The sequence below is a fragment of the Brevibacillus laterosporus LMG 15441 genome (assembly GCF_000219535.2).
Lineage (GTDB): Bacteria > Bacillota > Bacilli > Brevibacillales > Brevibacillaceae > Brevibacillus_B > Brevibacillus_B halotolerans.
Genome location: NZ_CP007806.1, coordinates 1,473,696 through 1,497,951, shown reverse-complemented (window position 1 = coordinate 1,497,951; position 24,256 = coordinate 1,473,696). Strand labels below are relative to the sequence as shown.

Below are 24,256 nucleotides of genomic sequence, written 5' to 3'. Positions count from 1 at the left end.
TAAAAGAATTTACATGGCTAGAAAAGAGAAAAGCCTCCTTTTCTAAATAAAAAAACCCGCATGTCTACGTACAACATACGGGTCTTGCATCATTTACTTTTCGTCTTGTCCATGTGCCCCATCACAATAAGGTAATTTTTCCGATTTTCCACAGCCACAGATCCTTACCGTCTTAGCTTCCTTAAATCTAACAATATACGGGGTTTTTCCTGTTCCTTGTCCATTATGAGAGCCATCACAGTAAGGTGCATCCTCTGTGAGGCCACACATACAGTAAAATGTAACGCCTGGTTCTTCCTTCACAACAATCGGACCTTTTTTATCATAGAGGGCCATAAGGTTTTCTCTCCTTTGTTCACTTAGCCTATCTAGTGGTAGGTAGTATTACTTCTAGTATAGCACGTCCTCAGTTAGTAGGTTTTAGATGTAGACCAATCCTTTATGAAGGAAAAAACCAAGCGTAGAACAGCCCCGTTTGTCATGGATCACAAAACATAGTCAGGCTTTGTATTCTTTATTACACTCAAGTGGGCTAATAAATAGATCTATTGAAGACGATTCTGATTCATCATTAAGTATGTTTTATGCTTTAGTAAAGTCGCACGATTAGATACAATGCTAAGGGTTATCCCCAAGCATTTCACATTCTGTTACCTATAAGGTTGCAAGCTTCAAGGGATTTAATAAACTATTTTGTTATCACTATCTTATGTAATCCTCTAAATCATTTCGGTAATTTTGCGATATAAACAACATCTGGCTCGCCTCGCTCCACCTCTACTTTATACTCCTCTACTTCATGAAAATACTCAGATAATAGCAGAGCAAAAGCATCAGAAGAATTAGCACTCCAAAATGCAATAACACCCCCTGGGTTCATCAAACCAAGTAAGGTGTTGAGTCCTGATTCCTTATAAAGTGAATGGTTCGCTTCTGTCACGGTCCAATCGGGCCCATTGTCAATATCAAGACAGATCACATCAAATTTTTCGTTAGCTTCCTGAATCCATTGGAGAAGATCAGCTTTAACAACACGGGTTCGAGAGTCAGCGAGTGGATGATTAGAATATTCGCCCAAATATCGGTTATTCCATTCAATGATCTTTTCCTCTATTTCTAAAACAACTACCTCTTCTACTCTGTTATTTTTTAAAGCTTCTGAAAGGGAAAATCCCACACCTAATCCACCAATCATTACTTTTCGGGGATGATGAACGCTGTCAAGTGATGCCTTAACCAAAAGACGTTCGGATTCTCCATTATAAGTTGCCATTAAAAAAGTACCATTGCTAATAATCTCATAATTGTTATTCCGATACTGGAGCTGAATGTCACCGCGTGGTGTGGAGCATCGTTCTAAGATTGTAATGTCTGATTGCAAGATCATATCCTCCTTATTGAAAAGATAGGCTCCCTCAATCCTTTTGACGGATCGTAGCTGTGAAGCACTTGAAGAGCATACAAGCGTTAGCTATATCGCAGGTAGGTTGTGCAATTCGCTGGACACCTGCATCTTCTATTCAATAGTAACAAAAATCCGACATAGGAATCTTGCCCTTATCTTTTTATGCGGAAAGTGTACATAGGAGTATATTATTTTATGCAGTAGCTAAAGATGTGCTTGATAGCGCTGAAAAAAAGAACCTCAAGGCAACAGTGCCCGAGGTTCTTTTATTAGTGAAAAAATTAGTAAACGGCTACCGGTATTTCCCCATTCTATAGCCGCCAAAGGCTGATGTAGGGTGAGGATCTTTACTGCGCGGCTTTCCTAAAATAATCGCCCATCTCATACCATCTAATGCTGTTCCAGCTAGTTTAACCGAATGTCTTTTAGTGGTAGCTCCCGGTTGCTTCTGTGATGCAGGAATGGTTGATCCATGTAATTCAACGTTCAATAACTTACTGTTTTTATGCTCGATAGGTGCTAACACCATTTGAGCGGCATTGGGTTCATACTGCTCTTCTAACATTGATCGACCTTCTTCGAGCTCCTTCTCCAGTTCAGTTCTTCCATCCCGTGTCGAGTCGTTCACTGACTGTGCAGGTTGCCCTTCCATATAAGTCCCCTGCCATTCTGCTGGCATTGAGGGTGAACTAGTTGAGTCAGTATTGTAAGGGGCTGAATTTTGCGTTTGAGACGTTGAAGGAAATTCAAACACACCTGGTTTTGCTTCCTGTCTTGGGTTCCGTTTTACTACCTGACGTTGATAGGGTGGTAGCATTCCTCCCGGCTCCCTATTCGTAGGTTGCATCGGATACGTCTTAGGTGTCTTGTTATGATTAAATTTACCCGTTAATAAACCAATGATCAGCTCGATGAGAGTTTCCATTGCCTCATCACCTATTTCTTATCTATGTCGTTTTTCTTCGTACCTTCAGGGTCACCAAATGATTCTCTCATAGCGGTATCTGCCATGATGTTCTGCATGTTGTAATAATCCATAACACCTAGCTTACCTGAACGCAATGCTTCAGCCAAAGCAAGTGGTACTTCCGCTTCAGATTCCACTACTTTCGCTTTCATCTCTTCAACGCGCGCTTTCATCTCTTGTTCCGTTGCCACAGCCATAGCACGACGTTCTTCTGCTTTTGCCTGCGCGATGCGTTTGTCAGCTTCTGCTTGGTCTGTTTGTAATTGGGCGCCAATATTTTTACCTACATCTACGTCCGCAATATCGATCGATAGAATTTCAAAGGCTGTACCTGCATCTAGGCCTTTATTTAACACGGTTTGTGAAATAAGATCTGGGTTTTCTAATACATCTTTATGTTTGTTGGACGAACCGATAGTTGTGACAATCCCTTCGCCAACACGAGCGATAATTGTCTCTTCACCAGCACCACCAACTAAACGATCAATATTCGCACGTACTGTTACTTTCGCCTTCGCACGTACCTCAATCCCATCCATCGCTACTGCGGCAATAATTGGGGTCTCAATCACTTTCGGATTTACGCTCATTTGTACTGCTTCCAACACATCACGGCCAGCTAGGTCAATCGCCGCTGCTCGTTCGAAGCCTAGTGGAATATCTGCACGTTGAGCTGCTACCAAGGCATCTACGACTCTATCAACATTACCACCCGCTAGAAAGTGACTCTCTAATTGATTCGTATTAAGGTCAAGTCCAGCCTTACGCGCCTTAATTAACGGATTGACGATACGGGCCGGTGTTACACGACGCAAACGCATTGCTACCAATGTTAGAATACTCACGTTCACACCTGAAGCTAAAGCAGAAATCCATAGCATTACCGGTACAAATGAAAAGAAAACAGACAATACAATGATGACAACCGCGATCATAAACACGAAAGATATCATGCTTGTGTCCATCTAAATCTACCCCTTACTTTCATTTTTCCAATCTTGCACGACAATCCGTGCTCCTTCTACTTGAACCACTTTTATTTCGCTGCCAGCCGCAATGTATCCACCTGCACTTACAGCATCAATACGTTGTTCGCCAATCAAGATCACTCCAGCAGGGCGCAAATTAGTTAATGCTACACCAGTTTTCCCAAGTAGATCATTTTGATTTTTAGGAGCGACATACCCTGTATCCCTATGCTGCTCCTCTTTTAGAACAAATTTACTCCAGGTACCTCTTAATCCGAAATATTTAGCCAGTATAAACGCTACAATAAGGGTAATAATCGCCGCAATCCCCAGAGATGTAAGCCCTTGTTTTGTATCGTAAGCAGCTAATACTAGACCTGTGGACATGCTTGCAAACCCAAGGAAGCCTACGATGCCACCCGGTAAAAAGATTTCTAGAATCATCAAAATGACCCCAATAATAAACAGTCCAATATCCAGCCAATTAGCAAAACCTGCCACAAAATGTCCGAAGAAATAGAGTGTAAAGGACAAAATACCAATAGTGCCCGCAACTCCAAACCCCGGAGCAAACAACTCAATAATGACTCCCAGCATTCCAATTAACAAGAGACAGCTTAGAACAACTGGATTGGTTACAAACCTTGCGACCTTCTCGGTAGGAGTAGGAGAAATGTGTACAATTTCACTCTCATTTACCCCTACATATTGAAACAATTCTGCTTTACTACGAACAATTTTATCAGCATAGCCTAGTTTCTGTGCTTCCTCAGCACCAAGGGATAAAACTTCCCCCTTCTTTTTTAATCCAGCAAAATCCTGATCAATATAAACCATCGCTTTTGCTACGGAAGCATCTCTGCCGTTTAACTTAGCTGCTTCCTCCATCATTTGAGCCCATCCAGAAGTAATTTTCACTGGAGCAGCATTACCTTGTACATCAATCGGTGCAGCAGCCCCGATACTACTTCCTGGTTCCATTACAATCTCATTTGCATTCAAAGCAATATAAGTTCCTGCTGAAAAAGCCTGATTGTTAATATATGCAACGACTTTCATAGGTGCACTCCTAATCAATGCACCAATATTACCAGCCGAAACCACATCTCCACCTGGAGTATTAATGTCAAGAATAACGACATCAGCGCGTTGTTCATTGGCTTGTTGAAAAGCACGTCGCAAAAAGCTTTCAAGACCACGCTCAATATCTTGCTCAACAGGCACATAAAAAACGCGTTTACCTGCTGCTTCTACAGGCTGAGACCAAGCTGTCCAAGCCAACATTCCTCCAGCAAACATCATAAGAGCAAGCATACAGGTAAACATGCGAGTAAAGGCTAGATGCTGTCTCAAGATGTGAATTCCTCCTTTCCTATCATGATTTGTAACATCTTATGTAGGTATACGAGAAGATTGGAAGGAAGTTTCATTAAGTTGTATAAATCGCTTATAAGCAAAGAAAAGCCCTGTCAATGAGAAATCTTTCTCTTTGACAGGGCTGCTTATTTACTGTACCGCAAAAAATCCAGCCTGCGTGAGACTGGATTTCATTTGCTTATGAAGGTAATTCTTCAGAGACGATTTGTTGGACAAGGTTGCCGTCAGCTTTGCCTTTTACTTTAGGCATGATGGCTCCCATGACTTTGCCCATCTCTTTTTTGGATGTAGCGCCAACAGCAGCTACAGCCTCGCGAACGATTTGACGAATCTCATCTTCGCTTAATTGAGCAGGCATATAAGCCAATATAATATCCAACTCGTCACGTGTCTTTGTCGCTAAATCCTCGCGACCGGCTTTCTCAAACTCATGGAGGGAGTCACGGCGTTGCTTTAACTCACGGGTCAAGATAGTCAGCACTTCATCGTCGGACAGATCTCGACCCAACTTAATCTCTTCGTTTTTAATGGTGGCTTTGACCATGCGAATAACGGAGAGCTTTAAGACCGATTTGTCCTTCATAGCTTGCTTCATATCGTGATTGAGTTGCTCCATTACACTCATGATGAGCCCTCCCGTTAATTAGAACTTACGTTTACGAGCCGCTTCGGATTTTTTCTTACGAGCAATGCTAGGCTTTTCAAAGTGGCGACGCTTACGAAGCTCAGCCAACACTCCAGCTTTAGCATTTTCACGCTTAAAACGACGAAGCGCGCTCTCCAAAGATTCATTTTTTCTAACGCGTACTTCTGCCATCTATTTTCCCTCCCTCCGCTTGAAACCGTGGGACAACTGTTCATTATTCTACAGACTGTCAGACTACATTATAAATCAGGAAAGGGCGGTAGGTCAACCTTTTTCCAACCCTCAACCCAAATACTTGCTTGAGTATCTTTTACAAAGATTCTTCAAGCAAGGCATACTATTATCATACCTTATAGAAACAGCTACCGCAATAGACGCATACTCCTATTTCCATTTTATCCACTTTTCATGTTCTTGCTATTGCGGCAATTCGTCCACCGTGTTAGCATGACGTGGGATGCCTTCTATATAGGCTATTTTTTATCCATATCGGTTATACCCATCGTTATCTGTGGACATAGCAGAAATGATGACAAGGAGAGAATAAAACTATGCTACCCACTACTTTAAATACCATTACTAAAATGGCGCGAGGGATACTCGTTCAAGGGAATCCCGAAGCCAATGTTACCAGCGCTCACTTTGACAGCCGTCAATTACAACCCGACAGTTTATTTGTACCACTGGTAGAAACACGCGATGGACATGATTTTATCAAGCAGGCTCAGGAAGCTGGAGCAATCGCCACACTGGTATCCGACTTGTCAAAAGTTCCAGCTACTCTTCCTAATGATTTCGGTTTGATTCTTGTAAATGACACTTTGACAGCATTCCAAAAAATAGCAAGTGCTTATCGAAATCAGTTTTCTATTCCATTCATTGCAGTTACAGGCAGTACAGGAAAAACAACTACGAAAGATATGATTTCTCACCTTCTAGCTAGTTCACGTCCTATTTGCAGTACGTATAAAAACTTTAACAATCATATCGGTCTTCCCTTTTCCATCCTACATGTAGATAATAGTCACGAAGCCGCAGTTCTAGAGCTCGGCATGAGTCATGCTGGAGAGATTGATTTATTAGCTTCTATTACAAGACCAACCTATAGCGTGATTACAAGTATTGGTGAGGCGCATATGGAATACTTTGGTTCACTAGAAAAAATTGCTCTAGCAAAAGCAGAACTATTGCCGCATACTGCACCAGAAGGACGTGTTTATTTGAATGGAGATAACGAATACCTCCAGAAAGTTAAACACTTATCTGATAGCCCGATTTGCTATTATTCCGTGAAAGGCCCTGCTGATCTATGGGCATCGGATTTACTTACAGATGATAAAGGTACGCACTTCACTGTCCACTTTGAAGATCAGCAAACCCTGCGTGTATTTATGCCGCTATTTGGGACCTATAATGTATCTAATGCCTTACCAGCTATCGGAATTGCCCGTGAGCAAGGGATGAGCCTTGAGGAGATTCAACAAGCAATGGCTACCCTAAGCATTTCAGGTATGCGGTTTGAAATTCATACATCTCAAAATGGGATGATTATCGTCAACGATGCCTACAATGCCAATCCCTTATCCATGAAGGCGTCTATTGAAAACTTTGCAGACCTTTTTCAAGACCGCACCAAAGTACTAATCGTAGGTGATCTATTGGAATTAGGCTCAGATAGCCAAGCATTACACGCTGAAGTAGGAGAATACGTATCAAAGTGGGATGACCGCTTTACTTGTATGGTAACTATTGGAGAGGATTCACGGTTTATCGGAGAACACTATCAGGGAGAAAGCCATCATTTTAGTTCTAAGGAAGAAGCGATCGTCTACCTCCGTTCTTTAGTAAAACCACATTCTGCCGTTTTACTAAAAGCTTCCCGAGGCATGAAGTTAGAAACACTGCTACCTTCCTTGCTGGAGATTTAAGCTTTTTAACCCTAATTATCCAACATGTTGTTCGAATTATTGAGTAAAGCATTTCTTTTAGCATCTAATTTATTGCTGGAAGAGATGCTTTTTATTTTTAAATCCTTGTTAGCTAATCATTTTCTGAAACTTCCCTTCAAAACAAACGTTATACTTAATGAGGAAGAAAAATATCTCAACCCTCAGTAAAGATGATCGGAGGTACATAATTTGTTTGATATTATAATACTTATCATGCTACTCTTAATCATTGTCCCCCTCTTGCTAAAACTCCGCCACTCCCATTCACAATCGCGTTCACAATCTACAGATCATCATTCGTTTTCAACTAGCTCTTCTACATTTTTGTCTCACAATGATACTCAACCAGGTTGTGGGGAGGTATCAACTAGTTGGGACAGCTGTAGTGACTCCGGAAGTAGTGACTCTGGAGGTTGCGGATCAGATTAAATTAAGGGAGGATTGTAATAAGTTCGTGAATCACACCTGCTGGGATAAAGTACCTCAAACATAAGAGTGATCCATACAGCCTTCTTGGGTTAAAGAGGGCTTTTTTTATATCCTTTAATAAAGATAGTAAATAGAAAGCTTTATCAACCGAAACATCTAAAAAATAGGAAAATCGCGCTTTTTGCTCGTTTTTTTTTGCAGTCACCCCTTAACATATCGTATGTTAGAATCAAACTTAGGGGGGATGGACATGGAATTTCACATATCAGTAATGGAGGCTTTACAGGGAATTAATGCCAAACTCGACAGCATGAACCATGATATTAAGGCTACTCAGCTAGAAACTAAAGAGATAAAAAAAGAGGTAAGTGGGATTAATTCAAAAGTAAGTAGTATCGAAGCAGAGTTAAACATTGTAAAACAAGATTCAAGTCTTATAAAAAAAGATATAGACTGGTTAAAATCTGAGTCATATAGTATCAAAAAAGACATAGATGCGATCAAATCCGAATCTAGTGGCATCAAAAAAGAATTAGATGTGATTAAGGCTGAATCATATGGTATCAAAAAAGAATTAAACGCGATTAAATCTGAATCTAGTGGTATCAAAAAAGAATTAGATGCACTCAAATCTGAATCTAATGGTATCAAACAAGAATTAAACGCAATCAAATCTGAATCTAGTGATATCAAAAAAGATTTAGATACGATCAAATCTGAATCTAGTGGCATTAAGAATGATTTGAGTATTATTAAAAAAGAGCTTCATGATGTAAAAGCTGTCCAAACTGATCATACACACCTACTGCAACGAATTGAAGAAAACCAAACACAAGATATCCTAGCTATCCTAAAAACGATGAACAAAAAGATAGATAGCAAAAGATTTGGACATTACGCTACTTAATGTAAAATGTAATCAGACCAAATTAGAAAAACATCGTTATTACTAAGAATTGGACGTAAAGAAAAAGCCTTCCCAAACGAGAAGGCTCCCACTCTATTCTAGCTCTTCAGCTGCTACAATATTCCTTTGTTTTTCTTCATAACGCTCTAGCCCTAGTTGAACAAGTTGATCGATTAGTTCAGCATACGGAATGCCTGCTTCTGCAAATAACATTGGATACATGCTAAATGGGGTAAAGCCTGGCATCGTATTAACCTCATTAATTACTACACGGTCATTCTCCTCATCATAGAAGAAATCAACACGTGATAAACCGGAGCCATCCAATGCCTGAAATGCCGTTTTTGCCATCTCAGCAATACGATCGGCTACTTGCTGTGGTAGATCAGCTGGGATTTTGAGATCAGTACCTCCACCTTTATATTTCGCTTCATAATCATAAAATTCTTTGGCTGCAATAACTTCCCCAATGACGGAGGTGCGTAATTCTTCATTCCCTAATACACCAATTTCTACTTCACGGGCTTTAATGAACTCTTCAACAATAATACGACGATCGAATTTACAAGCAAGTTCCAAAGCTCCACGCAAATCGTCTCGGTCTTTAGCTTTAGTAATTCCAACACTAGAACCCATATTGGCTGGCTTTACAAAACAAGGATAGCCTAGCTTTTGTTCAATCTGGTTCATAACGCTGTCTACTTCACGCTCGATTTGAGAACGTAAGAAGCCCATGTATTGAACTTGATCAAGACCTGCTTGAGCAAAAACATTTTTCATCATCAATTTGTCCATTCCCACTGCAGATGCCATAACTCCTGTACCCACATAAGGAATATCTGCTAATTCTAATAAACCCTGTACAGTACCATCCTCACCATTTGGTCCATGAATCACTGGAAAAATAACATCTACTTCCTGATGAATGGACATCACATTAGCTGGCTTACCCATCAGTGATTGGTTACCCGCAAGAGTTATTTGCCCTTGCTTTTCTTGATCATGATCATTACTACCAGAAGATACTCCCCCATCTAAGCGTAGCACATTCACACTTTCAAGGACTTGATCTGCGATAGGTCCACCTTTTAACCAAGTCCCATCCATTTGTACATAGATCGGTTGTACTTCATATTTATTTTTATCTACTGCCTTCATAATAGAAAGGGCCGTTAAGAGCGATACCTCATGCTCAGATGTCTTTCCTCCGTAAATAATGCCCAATCGGATTTTGTTTCCCATGTATATGCCCCTTTCCCTTCTGTTCGACACGGCTGATTCGCTTAATTCTTATTCATATGCCCACAGCCTAAAAAGTGCTTTTGCCACATATTTTCCTTTCTCAGCATACAAAATGTTACTGTGGCTGACAAGAGTGAATGGGGTTAATTCTAAGAAGACTCACAAATCTTTACTAACTAAGATAGCTACTAACCTTGCTACTACTCATCTCTAAATCAAGCCCTCACCAGTAAAAAGAGAGTTGAACTGAGTACATTATCATCATGTTATCTGCATGAATTAAGGTGAAGTATATTAACTTGGTTCGAGGGTGTTACTGCGCGTTAACAGAAAAGTGAAAATACAGCTCTGAGTACTTATAGCTAAGTCTACTACAATTCTTCAGAAGGAAAGAGGAATAGTAATGAGAATAGTCAACAAAATGTATGTAAATAAGATACCTGTACAGTTCATCATTGAATTTCGTGCCATTTTACATCGTTTTCAATAAAAATACAACGTTCCAGCCAAACAACTGTAGCAAAGATCCAGTAAATACCGTGACAAATGATACATAAAAAATCTATGAGTAAATCCTGTTGTCAGAATAATATTACGTTTGATATGATAAACAAAATTATTTGGATGAGAAAGTAGGCTATGTCCTTATGTATTTCTTGCGTAGCGGCGAAAAAAGATTATTGGTAATTCTACCTGAGATATATGGGCTTAATCAGCACATGCTAGAGGTTTGCCGACAGTATGCCAATCAATCGTGGGATGTGTTCGGCTTCTCCTGGTACAAAGAAATACCTTTTTTCCTCCAAAAAGAAGAAGAGCAGGCTTACCAACGTTTTATGTCTATTGGCTTTGAACAAGCCACTAGTCAAGTAGCTGAAGTGCTACAAAATCAACGTCCAATATACCAACACATTGTTGTGATGGGCTTTAGCGTTGGCGCAACAGTCGCTTGGTTACTAGCAGGGTACACAGGCCTATGCGATGGTAGCGTTGGTTACTACGGTTCCCGTATCCGTCACTATACGAACATCATTCCCAAAGTCCCTGCTCTTCTTCTTTACGGACAGTCTGAGCCTGCATTTGATCTCTCTGCTTTATTGCAAACACTAGCCAGAACCCCGGAGGTTATCTTAGAACAGTATCCAGCCCTTCATGGTTTTAGCAATCCATATTCCAGTCACTATCAGCCGGTTGCTGCATCGTTAGCAGATGAGGACGTGCAACAATTCTTAGATAATCTAACAAGGTAAACTAGCAAGAGTTTCAAGTACTTGCTACGAAGCTCAATGAAATATCCTGAAGAGATAAGTGAAAAGCAAAAATGACAATTGATCACTGTACACTCCCTATATTTCCAACTTCCAGAGGTGAGTATAAGTAAAAAAGCACCCTTTTCACTTTCATTTAATAGTGAGAGGATGCTTCTTGTTTTCTTTACAAAAGCCTTGAGTTACTTCTCTTATTTACGGTCTCTTACTTCAAAAATCGCAAATTTTAAATAGTGTCCTTCATCCGCTCCACTAATTTGCGGATGGTCTTTGCCAGCGCCACGCCATTCTATTAAACGTAAAATCTTTTTCGCATCATATGCTGCTTGCTGAATGGTTTCCAGAAATAAATCTGGTGACATATGATACGAACATGATGCTGTTACTAGGTACCCCCCTGGACGTACTAGTTTCATGCCGTGTAGATTAATATCCTTGTAACCACGGCAAGCACCTTTTACTGCACCACGAGATTTTGCGAAGGCCGGAGGATCTAGGATGACAACATCCCAGTTCTTACCCGCTTCCACATTTTCGCGCAGATAATCAAAGGCATTTGCTACCACAAAATCAACTCGATGTAAATATCCATTAAGTCCAACATTGCGCTTTGCTGTTTCGATAGCATGCTCCGAGATATCGAGTGCTGTTACCTTCTTTGCACCGTGCTTACAAGCATTTAGAGTAAAGGAACCCGTATGTGTAAAGCATTCCAATACTTCTGCTCCATCCCAGAATGGATTTTTCATTACTTTACCGCGTCTATCTACTGGGCGCTGGATTGGTTGACCCGCTTCATCCATCTTTGGTAACACATCGCGTTTTTTACCTTTTTTGTCGTAGATAGGCTCATCATCTTCGCCTATTGGTAAAAGCTTGATGCCATGTTTTTCTCCCCAACCGGTCATTAACGGAGCAATCGCTGCTCGGTTTTCACGCTGATCGTAGAAAAAACCTGTTTTCTGCCCTTCCACAATATCCACGACATATTTCAAACCGTTTTCCTCGATCTCAATCTCAGCCGGGCATTCTCCATACAAAACGCCCTTTCCTTGTTCCAATCCTTCTAGCTCTCGCACAGGCACATCATTGCGCAAATAAATGCCGGCGGGCTCAAATACTTCTATCAAAGCCATTTTAATCATATCGAGACGGATATCCATCCCCATAGATAGAACTTGCATAACCAGAACATCGTTATAACGGTCCACAATAAGACCCGGTAAAAAATCTGCCTCTCCATATATGACGCGACAAGCTCTAGGATTGTTTACAAAGCGTTCACGTGTTTCTTTTGCCTCGCGGAACCGACGAACAAAAAAGTCATAATCAATCTCTTCTTTTGGATTATAGCTCATTACACGCACGATCATCTGGGAATCAGGGTTAATATAGCCTTTTGCTAAAAAATGTCCTTGATGATTACAAATTTCTACGATATCCCCAGCTAGAAAATCTCCCTGAATCTCCAATACTTCGGATTGAAACACCCAAGGATGACCTGCTTCCAAACGCTTTTTACGATTTCGTTGCAATAATACTTTCGTCACTTCTCTATATCCTCCTAGTCATGCTTGTCTCTGTACAAGCATAGCGTATTATAAGGTACCTTCATGGGGGGAATTGAATTGTCCATGTTATATCACATCTTGTTGCCGTTTTTCATGGGACTCAGTTTCTTTTTGCTTGGACTGTACGCTATGAGAATTGGCTTTAATCAATTAGCAGGACGGCGAATGGAACTGATTATAACACGTTTTACCCGTTCAACAACACATAGTTTTTTTTCTGGTCTTTTTTCTACCTTTGTTTTGCAAAGCTCCACGGCTGTTACGGTCTTAACAATCGGGCTGACGCAAGCAGGGATTATTGGCTTCTCACAGACTATTGGAATCATTTTAGGTACCAATGTAGGTTCTACGATTACTACAGAATTAATTGCGCTACATCTCGAGGATTTTGCCGTTCCTCTGTTATTAATCGGAGTGGCTATGTGGTTACAGCCCAAGCGTAGATCAAAAGCAATAGGACTAATTATTGGGGGATTTGGCCTCATATTTCTAGGCATTGATACGATGCAAGTCATTGCCAAGCCTTTAGAAAACTCACAAACGTTCCGAACCTTATTTCTTGAAAGCAAGCACTCCCTTTGGATTGGTCTTTTGACTGGGACAGTCTTTTCAGCCTTAGTTCACAGTAGTGCTGCTACAACAGCCATTACCATGACATTAATATCCTACGGAGTCTTTTCCATGGACACAGCCATCTCCATCGTTTTAGGTGGTAACATCGGTACCTGTATCACCGCCATCATTGCTAGCATTGGAACAAATACCGCTTCCAAGCAAGTGGCTTGGTGCCACACGCTATTTAATGTAGTAGGGGGACTTGTATTCCTCCCATTTGTATCAATGCTAGCTTATTTAGCAGGATTATTGACAACCAATCCTTCTATGCAAATTGCCCATGCGCAAACGATTTTTAACTTATTATGCTCCGTAATTGCTCTCCCCTTCGCTTCTAGCATAGCCAAAGGAATTCAGTGGTTAATCCCAGAACACAAATAACCTTTATCTTCAAATCCCCTTTTCGCAAGTAAAATCACAATAAAAAGGTAAGTACGTATGGAGTTTCCCGCATAGTTACTTACCTTTTTTCACATATTTGATTCGGTTAATTGCTTCACAAATAAAACACGATGCTCATTTTTCCACCATAGTCAGTAAAAACAAAAAATGCCATCTACTTCCGTATCCTTTTTTCGATTTCAAATCCCATTTCCTGATGATAGGCTATGAAGCCTTGTTGACAGACGACGTTACGCAGCGCACAACATTGCGATTACTTTCTAACACCTTTTGAAAAAGTTGGCTCATACAAGCGTTTTCCCAGTTGATTTTTCCGTTACTCAATATGTATACCTACAAAGTGAATATAAGCTTCATCTCTATGAGTTTGAGACAAAAAACCAATTAAGAAGCCTAGCAATTCGCCATTCTTTTCAGCAATGAAGCTGAAGCTGTATGAGTAAAATGCTCAAAAAATAATTTAGGGAGCATGTCCGCCATCTGTCTACCACCCCATCACTCATTAATAAGCAGTGATACGATTGCATAATCTGAAGGATTAACGTGACGAATAACCGTTAAACACCTCGCGAGAAGAAGATTTAGTGGCATGCAAAAATACGCATAGGTAGTTCTAGTTCCATTATAGGCAAAGCTTTTGTTGCTCGATAAGTGTTAAATAAACTGCACCATGGTTAAGAAAGCAGCATCTGAATCGGGATAAAATAAATAGATGTAATAATTCCCGCTAAGATCATTGCCAAGCTAGACGCCGCAGCTTTTCGTTGACTCTGATTCATCATACCTGCTGTGCCGACTGCATGAGCGCTGGTTCCCACTGCTAATCCAATGGCCCAATCATCTGAGATGCGTCCCACACGTATGACAAGCCGATATAACAAGCTTCCCACAATACCTGTTACGGCTGTAAATAAGGCCGCTAATGCAGGTATTCCTCCAATTGTATTGGTTAATTCAACCGAGATAGGAGTCGTGACTGATTTAGAAATCATGCTACGAATCAGGGTTTGATCTCCTCCCATTATCCAAATCATGAACCATGATGAAGAAATCGCCACAATACATCCGCTAGCGACACCAGCTAAAATAGCTTTCCATAGCTCTAATACCTGTTTAAATTGTTTTGCCAATGGGATGGCTAACGCTACTGTTGCCGGCCCTAAAAAGAAAGAAATATACGAGCCCCCTTTATCATAGAGTTGCCAATCACTATTGATGAGCCACCACACTAACCACACTAAAATCGACGCTGCTATCATTGGCTGCACAAACGGATATTTTTTTGATACCATTTTAGCTACCATATAACCAGCTAGTGTTAGGAGAATCGCGATAACCTCCCACATAATCCTCAGTCCCCCCGTTCACTTTGCTGTAGAAGTACATCCTCTTTTCGTTTTTCCCAGTCACGCCATTTTTGGACCACAATTCCGGTTACCATCATGACAGCTACTGGACCTGCCACTAATGCCACAAGGATGGCAAGCGGTTTTTGCTCCAAATAATGAAAATAAGGTGTAACTCCAACGATAATAGGGACAAAAAACAAGAGCATGTTTTTGAGTAAAAAATCTGCCGCCCCTTCCACTAATCGCAATGGTACCAACTTTGTTACCAAACTCGTTGTCAAAAGTATAAGCCCAATGAGACTGCCTGGAAGAGGAATATACAGGTAATTATGAAAGATAACACCTATACCGTAAAAGGCAAACAGGATAATCCATCCGTACATTCCTACCACTCCCTTTTCTATTTGTCGTTCTTTATCATAACGCTGTTGAGCTATGGAACAAACCCTTTTTTAACACTATACGTAATTGTTCATTTTTGTAAGGGGTTTCTTAGTGCTCTGCTCTGGTGTTTGACTTTCTTTTACTGTTCCCCCTAATGACAAGGTCCACAATCGCCTATATCTTCCTGTCCTCATAAACATACAAGGTTCATTTGCCATGAAATGCGACTGGACAACAAAAGCCCAACCATTTCTGGTCGAGCTCTCATTGTTCTATATAACCTGTATTCCCAAGGTTTCCAAAGCTTTTCGTAACACACTGCGGTTGTTCTCGTAACCGGCTTGTTCGTGTAGTTCCCAAGCAGCCTCTGGCTTGAGCCATTGCACTGCATCGATTTCTTCTACCTGAACCGTTACTTGATCCGTCAACGCTTTGACTAAATAATAATGTACTTCTTTTTCGATCAAAATTTGCTGAATCGGATGCTGGTAGGTGTAGTGAACAACCTCTAGCAATGGGCCTAGTTCCCCTTGTATGCCCGTTTCCTCTTCAATTTCTCGAATAGCAGTCTGCATCAAGGTCTCGCCTAGTTCTTGCTTGCCTTTCGCAACCGTTACCTTGCCAAAACGATCCTTGATCATCAATAAGCTAATCTCTCCATCTCGTTTTCGGTAGACGACACCGCCTGCGGAGATTTCCTTCATACTGCTTTTCCTTTGCTATCCATTTCGATAGGTAGGGATTCTATCACTCGAACGAACGTTCCTTTGCAATATTCAGCATCAACCTCATCGAGACGAACCTTACAAATTTTCCCGATCATATCCTCTGTACCCTCAAACACCACGTTCAAGTAATTATCGGAATAGCCCATTAGCATACCGCTCGTTGGGTCTTCCTTATACGGACGCTCTGGAATGATCTCTAGAACATCACCGATAAACGGCTGTGCATATTCCACAGATAGCTGTTGATTTAATTCAATAAGCTTCGCTACACGTTCCTTCTTCACTTCTTCATCCACCTGATCTTCCATACGTGCAGCAGGGGTTCCTGTGCGCATAGAATACGGGAAGACGTGCAGCTCTGCAAAGCCTAGTTCTTTAATAAAATTATAACCCGCTACAAATTGCTCTTCGGTCTCACCCGGGAAACCAACAATCACATCCGTTGTGATAGCAACCCCAGGTAATGCCTTACGAACTTTATGAATACGCTCCATAAATTCTGCCGTAGTATACTTGCGACGCATGCGTTTTAATACAGCATCATCACCTGCTTGCAGTGGTACGTGCAGGTGGCGGCAAATTTTCTCGGAGCGATCAATTACTGCCACGACCTCATCCGTAATTTGACTCGCTTCAATAGAACTAATGCGAATACGTTTTAGGCCTTCTACCTTTTCCAATTCAACTAGTAATTTAGCCAGATTGTAATCCTCTAAATCCTCTCCATATCCACCTGTGTGAATACCAGTCAGAACGATCTCAAGATATCCTTCTGCTACTAGTTTTTCAGCTTGTTCAATCACGCTTTCAGGCTTACGGGAACGCATGAGACCACGTGCCCACGGAATAATACAGAAGGTACAGAAATTGTTACAGCCTTCTTGAATTTTAAGGGAAGCACGCGTACGATCGGAAAAATTCGGTACGTCAAGCTCTTCAAATTCACGGGTTTTCATGATATTTCCTACCGCGTTAATCGGTGTTCGTTCTCCGCGAATCTGTGCAACATACTCCAATAAACGATCGCGGCCTTGTGTACCTACCACGATGTCAACACCTGGAATTTCAGCAATCTCTTTTGGTGAGGTTTGTGCATAGCACCCTGTAACAGCAACAATCGCCTCAGGGTTACGACGGATAGCACGTCGAATTACTTGACGGCTTTTTTTGTCACCAGTATTTGTAACTGTACAGGTATTAATAATGTATACATCGGCTACATCCTGCTCAAAGTCTACCCGTTCATAGCCATTCTGCTTGAACAGATTCCAAATCGCTTCTGTTTCATAACTGTTTACTTTACAGCCCAATGTATGGAAAGCAACCTTATTCATTGCTCTCCTCCTTTCACTGTTACGTATGACTTATTCAAAATGATAGGAAACGGCAGCTAGCAAATACTGACTAGCTGTTTCCGTGCGTAAAATGCGGGGACCTAGCGAAACAGAATGGATACCATTTTCTTCTGCGTACTGAATTTCACTTTCAGAAAATCCACCTTCTGGTCCAATCATGACGAAAAGCGAGTCGCCAACAGACAAGTTTGACAGCACCTCGCCCAATCGTTTGGTATCTTCTTTTTCATAAGCAATAACAGCAGTTGTATAGCTTTTCGCATGTTCAACCACTTGTTTAAAGGAAAGCGGAGTTAACACCTCAGGTAAATAGGCCCGATGTGATTGCTCAGCAGCTTCTTTTACAATTTTTGACCAACGTTCCAGCTTTTTAGCTTCTTTCTTTGCATCTAGCTTAACAATGGTACGCTCTGATTGAAACGGTACAAAGGAAGTCGCTCCAAGCTCCGTTCCCTTTTGTAAAATCCACTCTAGTTTGTCCCCTTTTGGCAACCCCTGACCAATCGTTACCGATACGGGTAATTCTGTTTGTTTCGTGATATGCTCCACGATCTCAGCGCGTACTTCTTTGGGCTCCAAGGCAGAAAGACGGGCTTTAACCACCCGTCCTCTCCCATCGCTAACCAAAATATGATCGCCAATCTCTGTGCGCATAACCTTCACAATGTGGTGAACATCGTCCCCGGTAATAACCACTTGATTGTCAAAAAATTGTTGGCTATCTATAAAATAACGTTGCATCTGATTATTAACCCCATTATTCTAACGTTTTTTAGCGATAATTGCTACCCAGTCTTCCATGTAAACTGTTTCTATAACTTCCAAATTCGAGGCAGCTAATGCCTCTTTTACATCATTTTCACGCGCTCCAATAATCCCTGAAGCAATAAACGTACCGCCAGGCAATAATACACGATGAACATCATCCGTGAAACGAATAATTACTTCGGCTAAGATATTGGCAACCACAACTTCAACTTTTTCAGTAATCCCATCGAGCAGATTGTTCTGTTTCACCAAAACCTTGTCAGCCACTTTGTTAATGCTACAGTTCTCTTGAGCAGAACGAACCGCAATCTCATCTAAATCCATGGCCGTCAAGGAAGATGCGCCTAACTTAGCAGCAGCAATACTTAAAATTCCTGTACCTGTTCCCACATCATAAACGCGATCCCCTTTTTTCAGGTAGCGTTCAATCGCACGAATACACAGCACAGTAGTAGGATGTGTACCTGTACCAAAAGCCATGCCGGGGTCCATTTCGATAATAAGCTCCCCTTCTCGCTTTGGTTTGTACTCCTCCCAGATCGGTGTGATCGTGATATGTTCTGAAATGGCAACTGGCTTATAATATTTTTTCCAAGCAGATGCCCAATCATCTTCATGAACCTCGGTCATTGTAACGGTTCCTTTACCGACATCCAATCCGAAGGTCAGAAGTTCATCTACCTGTGTTTTAATTTCTTCAACGGTTTCGCCCAAATAGCTATTCACAGGGAAATAAGCTTTTACAATCACACCATCAGTTGGAAAGTCATCTGGTGAGAGGTGGTAGATTTCACCAAAAGGCGTGCTCCACTCACGGGATAAAATTTCGGGATCTTCAATGACAACGCCACCTGCTCCCGCTTCATACAAAATACTAGAGACAGCCTCAACCGCCTCTGCCGTGGTGTGAATACTAACTTCTGACCAATTCATGCTCTACCATCCCCCATCTAGCTTTCCACAACATATTATTCGCCTTATTCGCCACGTAATTTACGCTTGATTTTATCAAAGAAATTCTCTTCTGGTTGTTCATGCAGGGGTGCACCATCCTCTAGTCCCCCAAGTTCACGTAACAGCTCTTTTTGACGATCCGTTAATTTCGTAGGTGTCACTACTTTAACTTTCACGTGCTGATCGCCTCGTCCATTTCCACGTAAGTGTGGCACACCTTTTCCACGTAAGCGGAAGAAAGTGTTGGTTTGTGTTCCTGCTGGGATTTTCAGCTTCACACGTCCATCTACTGTAGGCACCTCAATTTCATCACCTAGAGCGGCTTGAGCAAAATTAATTGGCATCTCACAATAGATGTCGTTGCCGTCACGTTCGAAGAAATCATGTTTACGTACACGGAACATAACATAAACATCACCCGCTGGTCCACCATTCACACCAGCTTCACCTTCGCCTGTAATGCGCATTTGCTGTCCATCATCTACCCCAGCAGGGATGTTAATGTGGATCGTGCGTTTGACTTTATTGCGACCAGTTCCTCTGCACGTTGTACATTTTTCCTTGATCTGCTTTCCTTTACCATGACAAACAGAGCAAACACGGCGATTAACAACGCGCCCAAATGGAGTGTTTGCCTGAACTTCCTCCTGTCCAGATCCATTACATCTTGAGCAGGTTTCTACCTTTGTACCAGGTTTGGCTCCACTGCCGTGACACGTATCGCATTCTACTTCACGTTGAATCTCAATGTCTCTTTCTTTGCCAAATACAGCATCCAAGAAGTCAATGTTGATCGCATACTCCAAGTCAGCCCCACGGCGCGGTGCATTTGGATTAGCACGACGTCCGCCGCCACCAAAGAACATGTCAAAGATATCACCAAAGCCGCCCATACCAGAAGCATCAAAGCCCCCGCCAAAGCCTTGGTTCGGGTCCTGATGCCCAAAACGATCGTATTGGGCACGTTTTTGGTCATCGGAGAGTACATCATATGCATCTTTGACTTCTTTAAATTTCTGTTCAGCATCTGCCTCTTTATTAACGTCCGGATGATACTGTCTTGCCAACTTGCGATATGCCTTTTTTATATCATCTGCACTGGCGTCTTTTCCAAGTCCCAGCACCTCATAATAATCTCGTTTCATACTTGTCTATCACTCCCGTATCCAAGACAATCAAAGATAATCTTAGCATGTATACTTTCAAGCTTCAATAGAATCCCCATTCCATAAAGGAAAAGAGTCAAAGTCAACATTGTGTGACTTTGACTCCTCTTACAATCATTGTATTTATTCTTATTGTTTCTTTTCTTCGTCAACTACTTCATAGTCAGCATCTACTACGTTGTCTTTTCCTGCTTGATCTGCACCTTCACCGTTCGCATTTTGAGCTGCTTGTTGTGCTTGTGCTGCTTGCTCATACAATTTAACAGACAATTGTTGAACGATTCCAGAAAGCTCTTCCTTCGCAGCTTTAATCTCGTCGATGTTACCGCCTTCTAGAGCTTTTTTCGTTTTATCCTTCGCTTCGTTAGCTTTATCGATCTCAGCTTGCTCTACTTTACCTTCAAGGTCTTTTAGTGTTTTCTCAGTAGTAAATACTAACTGATCTGCTTCGTTGCGAATTTCTACTTCTTCTTTGCGTTTCTTATCTGCTTCGGAGTTTAGTTCCGCTTCTTTTACCATGCGGTCGATTTCCTCGTCAGACAGACCGGAGTTAGAAGTGATTGTGATTGCTTGTTCTTTACCTGTTCCCAAATCTTTAGCTCGAACGTTTACGATACCGTTAGCATCAATGTCGAAGCTAACCTCTACTTGTGGAACACCACGTGGTGCTGGTGGGATATCACTCAATTGGAAACGGCCCAACGTTTTGTTGTCTGCTGCCATTTGACGCTCCCCTTGCAGAACATGGATATCAACCGCTGTTTGGTTGTCCGCTGCTGTAGAGAACACTTGAGATTTACTTGTTGGGATCGTTGTGTTGCGATCGATCAACTTCGTGAATACTCCACCCAATGTTTCAATACCAAGAGAAAGTGGTGTTACGTCAAGAAGTACTACGTCTTTAACATCACCAGTTAACACGCCCGCTTGAACAGCAGCACCAAGGGCTACTACTTCGTCTGGGTTTACACCTTTATGAGGTTCTTGGCCAATGAATTTCTTGATTGCTTCTTGTACCGCTGGGATACGAGTAGAACCACCAACAAGAAGAACGCGGTCAATTTGGTTTGGAGAAAGACCAGCATCGGATAGAGCTTGACGAGTAGGACCCATAGTACGCTCTACCAAACCAGCAGAAATCTCTTCAAATTTCGCACGGGACAAACTAATCTCCATATGCTTAGGACCAGAAGCATCTGCTGTGATAAACGGTAAAGAGATCGTTGTAGTAACAACGCCGGACAAATCTTTTTTCGCTTTCTCAGCCGCATCTTTCAAACGTTGCATAGCCATGCGATCTTGAGCTAGGTCAATGCCATTTTCTTTCTTAAATTCAGCTACCAAATAATCCATGATCACTTGGTCAAAGTCGTCTCCACCTAGTTTGTTATCTCCAGAAGTAGCTTTTACTTCAAAGAAACCTTCAGACAACTCAAGGATAGATACGTCGAATGTACCGCCGCCCAAGTCATAAACTAGGATTGTTTGGTCTTCATTTTTCTCTAAACCATAAGCAAGTGCCGCTGCTGTAGGCTCGTTGACAATGCGCAAAACTTCCAAACCAGCGATGCGTCCTGCATCTTTAGTAGCTTGGCGTTGGCTGTCATTGAAATAAGCAGGAACTGTGATAACTGCTTGAGTCACCGGTTGTCCTAGATATGATTCTGCATCTGCTTTAAGCTTTTGCAGAATCATTGCGGAAACCTCTTGAGGTGTATAATCTTTACCTTCTAATGTTTCTTTATGGTTTGTACCCATCCAACGTTTGATGGAGATAACCGTATTATCAGCGTTTGTAATTGCTTGGCGTTTTGCTGTTTCACCAACAATGCGCTCTCCGTTTTTGAAAGCAACTACAGAAGGTGTTGTACGGTTTCCTTCAGCATTGGCAATAACGATAGGCTCGTTACCTTCCATAACCGCTACACAAGAGTTAGTTGTACCAAGGTCAATACCAATTACACGACTCATAAATCTTTTCCTCCTCGATTATCTACAATATGTGAATGATTCTTGGGCTAAAACATCTTCATTTACGCGTTTACTTTAACCATTGCAGGACGGATAACACGGTCCTTGAATTGATAACCCTTTTGTAATTCTTCTACGACAACATTTGCTTTGTATTTAGAATCTTCCACTTGCATCACAGCCTGATGTACATGTGGATCAAACGCATGACCAACTGATTCAATAGCTTGTAGGCCTTCTTGCTCGAATACCTGCATTACCTGGCGGTACACCATTTGCACCCCTTGTAAAATACTTTCAGTAGTAGCAGTATTAGGATCAACAGCAAGAGCGCGTTCAAAGTTATCAAGCGCTGGCAGTAAGGATTCCACTACCTTTTGAGAGGCATATTTTTGTAAATCCTCTTGCTCTTTACGTGAGCGACGACGCATATTATCCATATCTGCCAAGTTGCGTAGCAAACGGTTTTCTTGCTCTTGCAATTGAGCCTGAAGACGCTCCACTTCCATTGCTAGGTCAGTTGTTTCACCTGTTTCTGTTGCCTCAGTTTCAGCTTGCTCATTTTGCTCAGCTTGGTCTTGAGCCATTTCTTCTTGCTCAAGTTCAACCTTTGCTTTCTCTTCGCTCAATCTGATTACCTCCTCTTGTGTGACTAATAATCTATGTAAGCGAGCAACTGTAACCCGCCCGCCTTGTTCGTCATGAATCCTCTTGCTCCTCTGAAGATCGTCCTTCTATCTGTGCAGTTAACATCCGCGACAATCCCAAAGCAATGAAATCCAGGACAGCAATCACTTTACCATACTCCATACGCGTAGGTCCAAGTATACCAATAGTACCTACAGGCTTACCGTTAAAGGAATAATTGGTCGTAACGATGCTACAATTCTTCATGGCATCAAGATGATTTTCATGACCAATGCGTATCTGCAATCCCTTCTCATTGGTTTCGAACAGATGCGTCATTTGGTCACTGCGTTCAAACAGCTCTAAAATCTCTTTGACTTTTTCTACATCCTGAAACTCTGGCTGCTCCATGAACTTAGTAGTTCCTCGCAGCAACAAACGATCAGATGAATCACTTTCAATAGCATTACTAATCATAGTTAGCATCTCTTCATAATGATTCACATGACGCTTCAACTCATCAGATACTTCTTGATACAAGCGTTGGCGCAATTGCCATAATGGTGTATCTTGCAATCTTGTGTTTAAAACATTAACCAATTTCTCCATATCGCTCGGTGATAGTCCCGTCGGCAAATCAATACGCTTATTTTCTACACGCCCTGTTTGAGTTACAATAATCGCTACAGCTTGTGTGTCACTCAAAGGGATAATTTGCAGATGTTTCAAGCGATGTTCAAAGATTTCTGGTCCAAGAACAACTGCCGTATAGTTAGTCAATTGGGATAAGACCGATGCTGTCTGTTCCACGGCATTTTCAAAATGCAAGATCCGATCAGCAAACATTTGCTTCCAAGTGCTTACATCTACATTATTCTTCAACAAATTAGGCTCCACTATGTGGTCCACGTAGAAGCGATAGCCTTTCGTGGAAGGAACACGTCCCGCAGAGGTATGCGGCTGCTCCAAATAACCCAAATCCTCCAAATCAGACATTTCATTGCGGATCGTAGCCGAACTGAAGGTGATTTCAGGCCGTTTTGAAATGGTTCTGGAGCCAACGGGTTCTGCCGAATGAATATAATTTTCAATAATAGCTTGCAAAATAAGCTTTTGTCGCTCCGTTAGCATATCTAAACGCCCTCCTTCTAACATGTTTGGCTATGTCGATTGGCAACTTCTGGTTTGGTTTTGTTAGCACTCAGATC

23 protein-coding genes and 1 pseudogene are annotated in these 24,256 nt (G+C 41.6%); 4 read left to right on the top strand and 20 right to left on the bottom strand.

What is annotated here, in order from left to right; all coding sequences use genetic code 11:
- Nucleotides 1-93: 93 nt before the first annotated feature.
- From BRLA_RS06935 to rpsU, 7 genes are all read right to left on the bottom strand, one after another.
- Nucleotides 94-336 (bottom strand): CDGSH iron-sulfur domain-containing protein, encoded by a 243-nt coding sequence (locus BRLA_RS06935; protein WP_003338195.1) that lies wholly within the window; start codon nt 334-336, stop codon nt 94-96.
- Between the two features lie 388 nt (nt 337-724).
- Nucleotides 725-1,387 carry a spermine/spermidine synthase domain-containing protein gene (locus tag BRLA_RS06930; protein ID WP_041751996.1) on the bottom strand — a complete coding sequence of 221 codons (663 nt, stop codon included), beginning with the start codon at nt 1,385-1,387 and terminating at the stop codon, nt 725-727.
- Between the two features lie 310 nt (nt 1,388-1,697).
- Entirely contained in the window at nt 1,698-2,330 is a 633-nt protein-coding gene (locus BRLA_RS06925) for a hypothetical protein (RefSeq protein ID WP_003338197.1), read from the bottom strand.
- Nucleotides 2,331-2,341: 11 nt separating this feature from the next.
- On the bottom strand, nt 2,342-3,337 hold the full coding sequence (gene floA, locus BRLA_RS06920) for a flotillin-like protein FloA (RefSeq protein WP_003338198.1): 996 nt from the start codon (nt 3,335-3,337) through the stop codon (nt 2,342-2,344).
- Nucleotides 3,338-3,343: 6 nt separating this feature from the next.
- Nucleotides 3,344-4,693 carry an NfeD family protein gene (locus tag BRLA_RS06915; protein WP_003338199.1) on the bottom strand — a complete coding sequence of 450 codons (1,350 nt, stop codon included), beginning with the start codon at nt 4,691-4,693 and terminating at the stop codon, nt 3,344-3,346.
- Nucleotides 4,694-4,895: 202 nt separating this feature from the next.
- On the bottom strand, nt 4,896-5,342 hold the full coding sequence (locus BRLA_RS06910; RefSeq protein ID WP_003338200.1) for a GatB/YqeY domain-containing protein: 447 nt from the start codon (nt 5,340-5,342) through the stop codon (nt 4,896-4,898).
- A gap of 18 nt (nt 5,343-5,360) precedes the next feature.
- Complete coding sequence (gene rpsU, locus BRLA_RS06905; protein ID WP_003338202.1) at nt 5,361-5,534, bottom strand: 30S ribosomal protein S21; 174 nt, start codon at nt 5,532-5,534, stop codon at nt 5,361-5,363.
- Between the two features lie 380 nt (nt 5,535-5,914).
- Here rpsU and BRLA_RS06900 point away from each other — a divergent pair, with 380 nt between their 5' ends.
- Together BRLA_RS06900 and BRLA_RS06895 are read left to right on the top strand one after the other, a co-directional pair.
- Nucleotides 5,915-7,291 carry a UDP-N-acetylmuramoyl-tripeptide--D-alanyl-D-alanine ligase gene (locus BRLA_RS06900; protein WP_003338203.1) on the top strand — a complete coding sequence of 459 codons (1,377 nt, stop codon included), beginning with the start codon at nt 5,915-5,917 and terminating at the stop codon, nt 7,289-7,291.
- 700 nt (nt 7,292-7,991) lie between these two features.
- On the top strand, nt 7,992-8,648 hold the full coding sequence (locus BRLA_RS06895; RefSeq protein WP_003338205.1) for a hypothetical protein: 657 nt from the start codon (nt 7,992-7,994) through the stop codon (nt 8,646-8,648).
- Nucleotides 8,649-8,741: 93 nt separating this feature from the next.
- Here BRLA_RS06895 and BRLA_RS06890 read toward each other — a convergent pair whose 3' ends face one another.
- The gene (locus tag BRLA_RS06890; protein ID WP_003338206.1) at nt 8,742-9,890 is read right to left on the bottom strand and encodes a D-alanine--D-alanine ligase; all 1,149 of its coding nucleotides are present in this window, start codon (nt 9,888-9,890) and stop codon (nt 8,742-8,744) included.
- Nucleotides 9,891-10,537: 647 nt separating this feature from the next.
- Here BRLA_RS06890 and BRLA_RS06885 point away from each other — a divergent pair.
- Complete coding sequence (locus BRLA_RS06885) at nt 10,538-11,140, top strand: dienelactone hydrolase family protein (RefSeq protein ID WP_236867748.1); 603 nt, start codon at nt 10,538-10,540, stop codon at nt 11,138-11,140.
- Nucleotides 11,141-11,349: 209 nt separating this feature from the next.
- On the opposite strand, the gene BRLA_RS06880 is transcribed toward BRLA_RS06885, so the two are convergent.
- Nucleotides 11,350-12,708, bottom strand: a complete 1,359-nt coding sequence (locus BRLA_RS06880) for a class I SAM-dependent rRNA methyltransferase (protein WP_003338208.1) — start codon at nt 12,706-12,708, stop codon at nt 11,350-11,352.
- A gap of 84 nt (nt 12,709-12,792) precedes the next feature.
- Here BRLA_RS06880 and BRLA_RS06875 point away from each other — a divergent pair, with 84 nt between their 5' ends.
- Nucleotides 12,793-13,725 carry a Na/Pi cotransporter family protein gene (locus tag BRLA_RS06875; protein WP_022585440.1) on the top strand — a complete coding sequence of 311 codons (933 nt, stop codon included), beginning with the start codon at nt 12,793-12,795 and terminating at the stop codon, nt 13,723-13,725.
- An 89-nt stretch (nt 13,726-13,814) separates the two neighbouring features.
- Here the strand turns inward: BRLA_RS06875 and BRLA_RS25220 are convergent.
- From BRLA_RS25220 to hrcA, 11 genes and pseudogenes are all read right to left on the bottom strand, one after another.
- A pseudogene (locus BRLA_RS25220) lies at nt 13,815-14,337 on the bottom strand (GNAT family N-acetyltransferase).
- An 83-nt stretch (nt 14,338-14,420) separates the two neighbouring features.
- Nucleotides 14,421-15,092 (bottom strand): LrgB family protein, encoded by a 672-nt coding sequence (locus BRLA_RS06870; RefSeq protein WP_003338211.1) that lies wholly within the window; start codon nt 15,090-15,092, stop codon nt 14,421-14,423.
- A gap of 5 nt (nt 15,093-15,097) precedes the next feature.
- Nucleotides 15,098-15,478 (bottom strand): CidA/LrgA family protein, encoded by a 381-nt coding sequence (locus BRLA_RS06865; RefSeq protein WP_003338212.1) that lies wholly within the window; start codon nt 15,476-15,478, stop codon nt 15,098-15,100.
- A 273-nt stretch (nt 15,479-15,751) separates the two neighbouring features.
- Nucleotides 15,752-16,183: an NUDIX hydrolase gene (locus tag BRLA_RS06860; RefSeq protein WP_003338213.1), complete on the bottom strand. Its 432-nt coding sequence runs from the start codon at nt 16,181-16,183 to the stop codon at nt 15,752-15,754.
- Complete coding sequence (mtaB, locus tag BRLA_RS06855) at nt 16,180-17,541, bottom strand: tRNA (N(6)-L-threonylcarbamoyladenosine(37)-C(2))-methylthiotransferase MtaB (protein WP_003338214.1); 1,362 nt, start codon at nt 17,539-17,541, stop codon at nt 16,180-16,182. Before mtaB ends, BRLA_RS06860 begins: the two co-directional genes overlap by 4 nt.
- Nucleotides 17,542-17,571: 30 nt before the next feature.
- The gene (locus BRLA_RS06850; protein ID WP_003338215.1) at nt 17,572-18,303 is read right to left on the bottom strand and encodes a 16S rRNA (uracil(1498)-N(3))-methyltransferase; all 732 of its coding nucleotides are present in this window, start codon (nt 18,301-18,303) and stop codon (nt 17,572-17,574) included.
- Nucleotides 18,304-18,324: 21 nt separating this feature from the next.
- Nucleotides 18,325-19,263, bottom strand: coding sequence for a 50S ribosomal protein L11 methyltransferase (prmA, locus tag BRLA_RS06845; RefSeq protein WP_003338216.1), 939 nt, complete (start codon nt 19,261-19,263; stop codon nt 18,325-18,327).
- Nucleotides 19,264-19,307: 44 nt separating this feature from the next.
- On the bottom strand, nt 19,308-20,429 hold the full coding sequence (gene dnaJ / locus BRLA_RS06840; protein ID WP_003338217.1) for a molecular chaperone DnaJ: 1,122 nt from the start codon (nt 20,427-20,429) through the stop codon (nt 19,308-19,310).
- 150 nt (nt 20,430-20,579) lie between these two features.
- Nucleotides 20,580-22,421, bottom strand: coding sequence for a molecular chaperone DnaK (gene dnaK / locus BRLA_RS06835; protein WP_003338218.1), 1,842 nt, complete (start codon nt 22,419-22,421; stop codon nt 20,580-20,582).
- Between the two features lie 62 nt (nt 22,422-22,483).
- Complete coding sequence (grpE, locus tag BRLA_RS06830) at nt 22,484-23,050, bottom strand: nucleotide exchange factor GrpE (protein ID WP_003338219.1); 567 nt, start codon at nt 23,048-23,050, stop codon at nt 22,484-22,486.
- A 70-nt stretch (nt 23,051-23,120) separates the two neighbouring features.
- Nucleotides 23,121-24,179 (bottom strand): heat-inducible transcriptional repressor HrcA, encoded by a 1,059-nt coding sequence (gene hrcA, locus BRLA_RS06825; RefSeq protein WP_003338220.1) that lies wholly within the window; start codon nt 24,177-24,179, stop codon nt 23,121-23,123.
- Between the last annotated feature and the right edge of the window lie 77 nt (nt 24,180-24,256).

Coding starts and splice junctions, on each gene's coding strand:
- BRLA_RS06930 (WP_041751996.1), bottom strand. CDS start 1,387: ATGATCTTGCAATCAGACATTACAATCTTAGAACGATGCTCCACACCA.
- mtaB (WP_003338214.1), bottom strand. CDS start 17,541: ATGAATAAGGTTGCTTTCCATACATTGGGCTGTAAAGTAAACAGTTAT.
- BRLA_RS06865 (WP_003338212.1), bottom strand. CDS start 15,478: ATGTACGGATGGATTATCCTGTTTGCCTTTTACGGTATAGGTGTTATC.
- BRLA_RS06850 (WP_003338215.1), bottom strand. CDS start 18,303: ATGCAACGTTATTTTATAGATAGCCAACAATTTTTTGACAATCAAGTG.
- BRLA_RS06895 (WP_003338205.1), top strand. CDS start 7,992: ATGGAATTTCACATATCAGTAATGGAGGCTTTACAGGGAATTAATGCC.
- BRLA_RS06935 (WP_003338195.1), bottom strand. CDS start 336: ATGGCCCTCTATGATAAAAAAGGTCCGATTGTTGTGAAGGAAGAACCA.
- prmA (WP_003338216.1), bottom strand. CDS start 19,263: ATGAATTGGTCAGAAGTTAGTATTCACACCACGGCAGAGGCGGTTGAG.
- BRLA_RS06875 (WP_022585440.1), top strand. CDS start 12,793: ATGTTATATCACATCTTGTTGCCGTTTTTCATGGGACTCAGTTTCTTT.
- floA (WP_003338198.1), bottom strand. CDS start 3,337: ATGGACACAAGCATGATATCTTTCGTGTTTATGATCGCGGTTGTCATC.
- BRLA_RS06870 (WP_003338211.1), bottom strand. CDS start 15,092: ATGTGGGAGGTTATCGCGATTCTCCTAACACTAGCTGGTTATATGGTA.
- rpsU (WP_003338202.1), bottom strand. CDS start 5,534: ATGGCAGAAGTACGCGTTAGAAAAAATGAATCTTTGGAGAGCGCGCTT.
- BRLA_RS06925 (WP_003338197.1), bottom strand. CDS start 2,330: ATGGAAACTCTCATCGAGCTGATCATTGGTTTATTAACGGGTAAATTT.
- dnaJ (WP_003338217.1), bottom strand. CDS start 20,429: ATGAAACGAGATTATTATGAGGTGCTGGGACTTGGAAAAGACGCCAGT.
- BRLA_RS06900 (WP_003338203.1), top strand. CDS start 5,915: ATGCTACCCACTACTTTAAATACCATTACTAAAATGGCGCGAGGGATA.
- BRLA_RS06860 (WP_003338213.1), bottom strand. CDS start 16,183: ATGAAGGAAATCTCCGCAGGCGGTGTCGTCTACCGAAAACGAGATGGA.
- BRLA_RS06910 (WP_003338200.1), bottom strand. CDS start 5,342: ATGAGTGTAATGGAGCAACTCAATCACGATATGAAGCAAGCTATGAAG.
- hrcA (WP_003338220.1), bottom strand. CDS start 24,179: ATGCTAACGGAGCGACAAAAGCTTATTTTGCAAGCTATTATTGAAAAT.
- BRLA_RS06885 (WP_236867748.1), top strand. CDS start 10,538: ATGTATTTCTTGCGTAGCGGCGAAAAAAGATTATTGGTAATTCTACCT.
- dnaK (WP_003338218.1), bottom strand. CDS start 22,421: ATGAGTCGTGTAATTGGTATTGACCTTGGTACAACTAACTCTTGTGTA.
- BRLA_RS06890 (WP_003338206.1), bottom strand. CDS start 9,890: ATGGGAAACAAAATCCGATTGGGCATTATTTACGGAGGAAAGACATCT.